General features: G+C 60.0%; 6 protein-coding genes and 2 pseudogenes. 4 read left to right on the top strand and 4 right to left on the bottom strand.

What is annotated here, in order from left to right; translation table 11 throughout:
- Positions 1-143: 143 nt before the first annotated feature.
- A complete protein-coding gene (gene groES / locus NKJ32_RS27150; RefSeq protein ID WP_352458515.1) occupies positions 144-440 on the bottom strand; it encodes a co-chaperone GroES in 297 nt (98 codons plus the stop codon).
- A gap of 626 nt (positions 441-1,066) precedes the next feature.
- Positions 1,067-1,258 (bottom strand): annotated as a pseudogene (locus NKJ32_RS27145) (hypothetical protein).
- A 1,101-nt stretch (positions 1,259-2,359) separates the two neighbouring features.
- On the opposite strand from NKJ32_RS27145, the gene NKJ32_RS27140 reads away from it, so the two are divergent.
- Positions 2,360-2,656 carry a hypothetical protein gene (locus NKJ32_RS27140; RefSeq protein ID WP_352578175.1) on the top strand — a complete coding sequence of 99 codons (297 nt, stop codon included), beginning with the start codon at positions 2,360-2,362 and terminating at the stop codon, positions 2,654-2,656.
- Here NKJ32_RS27140 and NKJ32_RS27135 read toward each other — a convergent pair.
- On the bottom strand, positions 2,540-3,124 hold the full coding sequence (locus NKJ32_RS27135; RefSeq protein ID WP_352578176.1) for a hypothetical protein: 585 nt from the start codon (positions 3,122-3,124) through the stop codon (positions 2,540-2,542). The genes NKJ32_RS27140 and NKJ32_RS27135 overlap by 117 nt on opposite strands.
- A gap of 892 nt (positions 3,125-4,016) precedes the next feature.
- Between NKJ32_RS27135 and NKJ32_RS27130 the strand changes: the two genes are divergently transcribed.
- The 3 genes and pseudogenes from NKJ32_RS27130 to NKJ32_RS27120 form a co-directional block, all read left to right on the top strand.
- Complete coding sequence (locus tag NKJ32_RS27130) at positions 4,017-4,313, top strand: DUF982 domain-containing protein (RefSeq protein ID WP_352578177.1); 297 nt, start codon at positions 4,017-4,019, stop codon at positions 4,311-4,313.
- Positions 4,314-4,416: 103 nt separating this feature from the next.
- Positions 4,417-4,665, top strand: coding sequence for a DUF982 domain-containing protein (locus NKJ32_RS27125; RefSeq protein WP_352578178.1), 249 nt, complete (start codon positions 4,417-4,419; stop codon positions 4,663-4,665).
- Between the two features lie 741 nt (positions 4,666-5,406).
- Positions 5,407-6,121 (top strand): annotated as a pseudogene (locus tag NKJ32_RS27120) (ArdC-like ssDNA-binding domain-containing protein); the annotation flags it as partial.
- A 353-nt stretch (positions 6,122-6,474) separates the two neighbouring features.
- On the opposite strand, the gene NKJ32_RS27115 reads toward NKJ32_RS27120, so the two are convergent.
- On the bottom strand, positions 6,475-7,128 hold the full coding sequence (locus tag NKJ32_RS27115) for a TetR/AcrR family transcriptional regulator (RefSeq protein WP_352517369.1): 654 nt from the start codon (positions 7,126-7,128) through the stop codon (positions 6,475-6,477).
- Positions 7,129-7,156 lie beyond the last annotated feature (28 nt).

Here is a 7,156-nt window from a genome sequence, read left to right as displayed (position 1 = left end):
CACCGCGTCGGCGAGGATGTTGACGCCGCGCAGCATGCGCTCACGAGCGTCGCGGGAGAATTTTACGTCTTTGGCAGCCATTTTTTACTCCTGGGCATTTCGCCCGAAATTCAGATTGGATGGTGCGGATGAAAGGCGGCGTGTCAGCCGATGACGCCCATGATATCGGCTTCCTTCATGATCAGAAGGTCTTCGCCGTTGAGCTTGACTTCGGTGCCCGACCACTTGCCGAACAGGATGCGGTCGCCGGCCTTGACGTCCAGCGGGACGAGCTTGCCGACCTCGTCACGGGCGCCGGAACCGACGGCGATGATCTCGCCTTCCTGCGGCTTTTCCTTCGCCGTATCGGGGATGATGATCCCGCCGGCGGTCTTCGCTTCGGACTCGACCCGGCGAACGACCACGCGGTCATGCAGCGGCCGGAAATTCGACTTTGCCATTTTTGGATTTCCCTGGTGCGGATGTTGAACGGTTCTCCGTTGCCGGAGCGTGGTTAGCACTCACCAGAAGCGAGTGCTAACGCGGCAGTGAGATAGGCCGTAGGCTCCTGCTAGTCAAGACGGAAGAGGGACGGGCGAAGAGCAAAAGAGCGTGGAAGCACCGAGCCTTTTACGTGAACGACGTCGGAGATAGGACATGGATGAGGCGGCTCACCATTTGTAATTGAAGGCTTTATTCATTTGGCACGATCGGTGCAGCGGATGATCCGCAAACGTTGCGCGCGACCGATATAATGAGAGGTGAGCGCCATCAGGATTCCCGCGTTAACGGTCCACTCGGTCTTTACGGTGTGGCCGCCGCGCGGGCGCCAGGACTCCGGCCACCCGATAGTCACCGCAAGAACTGGCTGCGCATCGCCGCTGAAGGCGCCAGGATGGACATTCTGCTGAATTTACCTGCGGCGCTGTTTCATGGACGCGCGCTTGGGCCCCCATTTTCTATTGCCCGCCTCGGCTCATGCGGGGCGTGGCGTTCTGGGAGGATTTGCTCACCATGGTTCATAGTGGCGGCGCATACGTCCGGTGAGCGCCTCACCTGAGGCTACATGGCGGTCGTGGAGATTGCCTCAGAAGCGGCGCCCAATCGGAAACCTTAGCACCTCCGCGTTTTGGCGTGGCTGCTTGAACTCTTCGACGGCAACCGCCTCAATTAACAGGTCCAAGGCTTAGCGTCCCCTTCGACTCATCGGGTCATCGCCACAAAGGTAGTCATACGCTCGATCTAAATGCACTCGGGCGGCGGAAAAATCGCTTGTCATAGGACCCTCTCTAACTGCCCGCATTGCCGTCTACGAGGTGAAGGTCGCGCAATCGTCAATATCTACAGACAAATCTGAATTAAATCGGAGATGATCGGGGGAGTAGCTAGGATGTCACCCACGGTGACTGAACCGATCGACATCGACGCCGAGGTCTCGGCATTCCTCGCGCGGCTGGAGGCCGAAGTCCCCTGACATGATGCCGCCGTCGAGCCCGCCGACGGGTCACTCGCTGGCGCTCGGTCGGATCATAAATGCCGAGCACCCCGTTCCGAGACCACCTTTGACTTCCGTCATTCGATGCAGACGCGCGGAATCGGCCCCGATCTTTGCGGCGTAGAGCCAGAGGCCGGCCGCCAGGTCCCAGGCCGGTTGGCTCCAATCGCGCTAGGTCGTGTGGATCAGGTTTGTCCACACCACTTAGCTAGGGGCGACAATATGCCATCGAAGAAGAAATGGCGCAGGTATTGGGTATCGATCCGTCGGAGCACCCAATCCCGCCCGCAACGCGGTTCGCAGCCATCTCGACCGATTGGTGGACTCCTGACTGCGGGATCTAAGGAGCTTTTCCTAGCCTATAGCTAAATTGAAAGACGCCGGACCCCCGATCGAGCCAACCGCGACCCAACCTACTGGACTCCAGAGCGAATAGAGCGCGTGCGGCTCGAGCGACTTGAGAGGAAAAGGAAATGGCGCCTCGGCATGACTGACTCCGACTGCCTGAGCGCCGGCATCGCCTTTCAGTGCGCGCAAGGGGAGCGTTCCGGTGGCCAATGCTGCTGTTGGAACGGAGCAGGTGGGTTGTTCTAGCAACACGGTTGAGTGTCCGGGGTGCCAACAATGAACAAATGCGCAGGAACACTCGATCCGCGCCTTCGGCAGGCCTGCCTACAACCTGTGCAAGTGCACAGGTAGCGAAGGTGCGCGCGTTCAAGCACGTTTGAGTGTCGGCGCAATTTCCATGCCGAGGTTATATAGACGCCCGAGAGCCGTGGCGCACTGGCAGAAGACGGCTGGACACCTTTGACTTCGCATCAACCTTGACGAAACTCTTCCCTGGAGTTGGATACCTGTCACCGTGACCTACGCCGAGGCCGCTTGATGCCGACAATAACCCACGTCTTCACAATCGACCACGTTTCGCAAATGATCGGGGAGGATCTCGAGCTCCTTCAGGCGATCGTCAGCAACGATGACAATCTCAGCTCTGGCAGTATCATCAGTGTCCATGACGGTACGGAGAAGGCAATAACCGCTCTCACCGACGACGGCATTGACGAGCTAACACAGATGCTTACCCATGCTCGCCGCTCGGCCGAAAAGTGGAGCGACTTCCTCGATGACTTCGTCTCGGATCCCGACAGCATCGCGCGCATCAAGGCGAGGTCTTCGGCGTAAGACCGACGGCTGCGGCAAAGTTGAGGACAAGCCGATCAATATGGTTAACTTTGCCGCCACCTCGTCCAGAGTAGCGGTAAGCCGGTTTATCTGCGAGGCGGTTGCAGCCAGCTCCGGGCCGTAACGGGTCACGAGATATTCCCGGTTCTGGCTGAGGGAGTGAAGATGTTGGGCGGTTTTCGCGCGAAGGCGCAGCCTCGCTTCCAAGGCGAGTTCCGTGCGCGCCGACAGATCGTGCTGCATTTTGCGGATCTGATTGGGGCTGTGCCCACGGTGGAGCAAAAGCGCGGTCAGATAGAGTTCGATCGCATGGATTGCCGACAATCTGAACGGCGCTCGAGTGAGCGGCTTGCCTGGCCGGCCGAGCCGAAGCAGCAGGGTTGCCGCCTTGCGGTACTCTTCCGCAAGCTCGTGGATCTGCAGCGGGAAGGCTAGCTCTCCTGGGTATTTTCGTTCTTCAATCTCCATTCATGCAATTAAAATGCCACGCAGAAGTTTTGGTAAAGAGCGAACAATCGTATTCTTCGGCACTTTCCATTTCTTGGCATCGCTATCGCAATTCCGAGCAAGACCTGCGGCAGTGGGGATCTGCGTCGACGCGACCGCAGTGGTTCTCGACGGATGAGAAGGGCGCATGCCGCGCCTGGCTTATCGATGCCTCGCGGATCGGCGCGGGAAGAGATCAGGTGGGCGTCTCCCTGCGGGCCGGGCTGCGGGCTTCGCTGAAGCCGGCCTGCGGTCGTCTTCACCCCTTCGGGCACGCATCCCTGACGCACCCGCTGCCGCAGCCCCGGCGCTTGGCCTGGCTTGAGTAGGGATAAAGCGCCTTACCTCGTTACCGAGGCGGTTTCTTCATCTCCGCTGCGAACCCCGGCGTGCGCGTTTTACCGCATCCGCCTCTCCATGCGTGACTTCGACTACGGGCCGAGGGTGCCTGGTAGCATTCCAGGGGCTCGTTCAATCCATTCCCAGGCGCGGGCGCCGTGCGCATACCGCAGGCGTTTTGTGTCGGCGAACTTGGCGAGTTTTCTTCTATGCAATCTGCATCACTGACCGGGTTGAGCTCGTCAATGAGGTAGGCAAGGATTCGAGCTTCCCTCGGCTGGGGTGTCGATCCCGCCGCAAAGGAACTGCAACTTGCCGTTCGAATGCAGAGCATACCGAACGAAGCGGAGAGAACCGGCCACCGCTTGACCATTGAGAGCGCCTTGAGATGCTTCGGCCAATGGCCGATGGCATCACGCCCGCGTTTCCCTCTTGAAGCGTCATCGCGCCGACGACACTTTGTGCGACGATCGGCGGGCGCCGATGTGGCCCCTGCCTCACGTGAACTGGCTGTTCAGCAGGTCGGGAGGAACAAATGAAGGCCGAGGCTTTCAGCAGCCCCATTTTCGTGAAGCGCTCCACCTACATCGTGCAAGAGATTGCAAGTCTTGCCGAAGCCATCGATCATCTCGATGAATGGCCGCCAGATCGCAGAGATCGTGCCCACGAAACTGCCCTTAGGACGTGCCATGATGCCTACGATGGGCACAAGCCTGTAGGTGCGGCGCGTAACGCGCTTTACGACTTTGCAAAGCAGGTTGGCATATTAGAGGATGCGACCTCTGCGATGCAGTGGATTGCTGCCTGCAAAGCGGGCACCGCAAAAGTCTAAATCCTATTCGCCGATGCGACTGGGGCGAGGCGCGAGTAACATTCGGTTTAGCATTCGGCCTGCCGCCGCAGACTGGCTGTCAAGGAGGGAAGGGGGAGGGGAGATGGCCGGCTCGAGCAGATTCGAAAGGCCAGTCATTGTGCAGGTCGGCCGCCATGGCTCAGAGCGTATCGTGCTCGACGTCAATGACGCCGCCGCTATCTTGCTGCGGGATATTGGTCGTCAGACCGAGAAGAGTAGGATAGCAATGGACGTGTGTCTGCAGGTGCTGCGTGGGAAGGCTCGGTCGCCAGCTGCTCGAGGCGCTTTCGTCGTGGCCGCACTCGAAGCAAAGATTCTGCGCGGCGATTAAACCGAGCTCTGGCACGGGTCATCTCTTCGGCCTCTTGCTGCCTGGTACAGCCGTCGGATATGACCCATCAGAGCGCGGCAAGGGAGTTTGAAGCGCGTCGTCGCCGTGCTCGCGAGCGACCCGCAAGCCCAAGCGATAGGCCAACTGGCCAACTGCGCTGCGCCCTCGGCTCGCGTTGCCGCCTATCCTGTTTGCGGATTGAGACGCATACTTCCTGGAGCGCCGGACAGCAGACTTTCTATTCGTTGGAGGCTGAGCGGGAGCCGGCGCAGCGCTGCGGCCCGATCCGGCGTGGAGAGCGCGGGCGGGGCTTGGCTTCTCAACGAAAGCACCGGCCCAAACTAAACTCATCACATACCGTCGCTATGTTATGGCAGCTGCACCATATCCCGCTTTCGCCGGCAAGGGGCTCGGAACGAAACTCCGGAGTAGCCGGGAACGGTCGAATCCGGCGCAAAGGTGTGGACGGAATCAGGCCGGCGTCACCACGGCTTCCTCAATGACGTGATGAACTTATCCTACGGCATAGTCAGGAGCTCCTCGTCAGCGCGATGATCACCGCTCGGCACCATTCCCAGAACGTTCAAAGCAAATGTAGCCCTGCAAGTCGCTCTTGAGCGATATGCCGGTCAGGGCGATTTGATAGCTGCTTCAGGCCATCGCTTCGCGATGCGGTTTTGTTTTGTGTTGCCAGCCCCCGCTCGCGGGGTGGGCGACGCTCCTTTCTAAGCCCGCTGCGGCGTGCCGCAATGCCTGCTTGGCTCACATTCTCCACTCCGTTGCGGCCCTCCGGGTGCGGCCCGCCTCGTTCAGCGGGCCAAGCCAGTCGCTTTCTGCCGCCCACCCCACTCACGGGTAAGGCGCGGGAGATTAGCGACCGGAAACGAAGATCATGCGCAGACCGGCAAGCGTGGTGCCCGTGGCGAAGTGGGCGGGAACAAGAACGAGGCTCCAAGGGCGAGCCTTTATTGCGAGATCACCGACCGCATCATCGCAGATCTGGAGCGGGGCTCGCTGCCTTGGGTCAAACCCTTGGGGCAGCGCCAAATCAGCTCTTGGCTTGCCGAAGAATGCCGCCACCGGTCGCAACGTTCCGGCATCAACATCCTGATCCTGTGGGGCGCGCTGATCGAGCGCGGCCACCCCGGCCAGAACTGGCTCACCTTCCGGCAGGCGCTTTCGCTTGCGGCAATGTCGAAAAGGCGAGCACGGCTCGACTATCGTTCATGCCGATCGCTTCATCCCGAAGAACGAGAAGGAACGCGCTAGAAAAGAAGACACCGAGCCGCAGGCGGTGCCCTTCCTCAAGCGTTTCACCGTCTTCAATGTCGCGCAGTGCGAGGGCCTGCCCGAGCAGTTTTACACCCAGTCTGAGCCGCTGCCCAAACGCGAAATCATCCCGCAGGCCGAGGCGTTCATCGCTCCCAGCGGCGCAGAAATTCGCATCGGCGGCAATCGCGCCTTCTACACGCCGGGCGGCGACTTCATCCAACTGCCGCCGCAGCCCGTTTGTTTGCCGAGGCCTCGCGGACAAGCGACAGGCAAGGTACGCGTTCAACCCAAATCCCTCCCTGGCCGAGCAGTTCGCCATACTGGCGGCATGACAGCGGTCGGTCTCGACCACCTTCATGACGCAGAAAAACTTTGCAACACAACCCATCCGCCGCCGCCAGCACCTGCTTGCGTGTCGCTTCGGAGGGTCGGCCGGTTCCCGAAAGCACGTAAGATGCCGTTGCGACCGACGCCTGCCACCGCCGCGACTTCCTTGATTCCGGACCGTTTCAGGGAATGTGCCGCCGGCCGGTAACGTCAAGCGGCAACGAGCCGCATGATCGTATCGATATTGAACTGGATGCGCTGCTCCAGGGCGTCCTTGGCCATCAGGTCCCGCTCGTAGATGATCGAACCGGTGAAGCGGTTTGTCAGGTAGTAGTAGCCGACGGCCGCGATGGTGATGTTGAGCTGCACGGGATCGATGCCGTCGCGGAGGACGCCCGCCTTCACCCCGCGCTCAAGGATGCTCGAGACCAAGTTCACGAGCTTCCTGCTGGAGACCTTGACGATCTCCGACTTTTTCAGGTGCTTGGCTCGATGCAGATTTTCGCTGTTGACGAGCGTCAGAAATTCCGGGTTCTTCAGGTAGTATTCCCAGGTGAAGCGCACCAGTTTTTCGAGCGCTGCCTTCGGGTCAAGATCTTCCAGGTGCAGCTTCTGCTCGGCGTTGCGAATATCGAGATAGGCCTCTTCGAGAATGGTCTGGAACAGGCCCTCCTTGCTCTCGAAATAGTGGTAGATCATGCGCTTGTTGGCCTTCGCCTTCTCTGCGATGTCGTCGACGCGCGCCCCACCCAAGCCTTTCTTTGCAAATTCTTTTTTTGCCGCCTCGAGGATGCGCGCTTTGGTGGCTTCCGCGTCGCGGATGCGCGGTTTTCGTCCCGGTTTTTCGTTTCGTTCGCCCGTCATGTTTTGCGCCTGCCCTCTGCCGCGGTCG

The organism is Mesorhizobium sp. M0159 (assembly GCF_040322295.1).
Lineage (GTDB): Bacteria > Pseudomonadota > Alphaproteobacteria > Rhizobiales > Rhizobiaceae > Mesorhizobium.
Note: the sequence above shows the minus strand (reverse complement) of the source record. Positions and strands in the feature narration are given on the sequence as shown.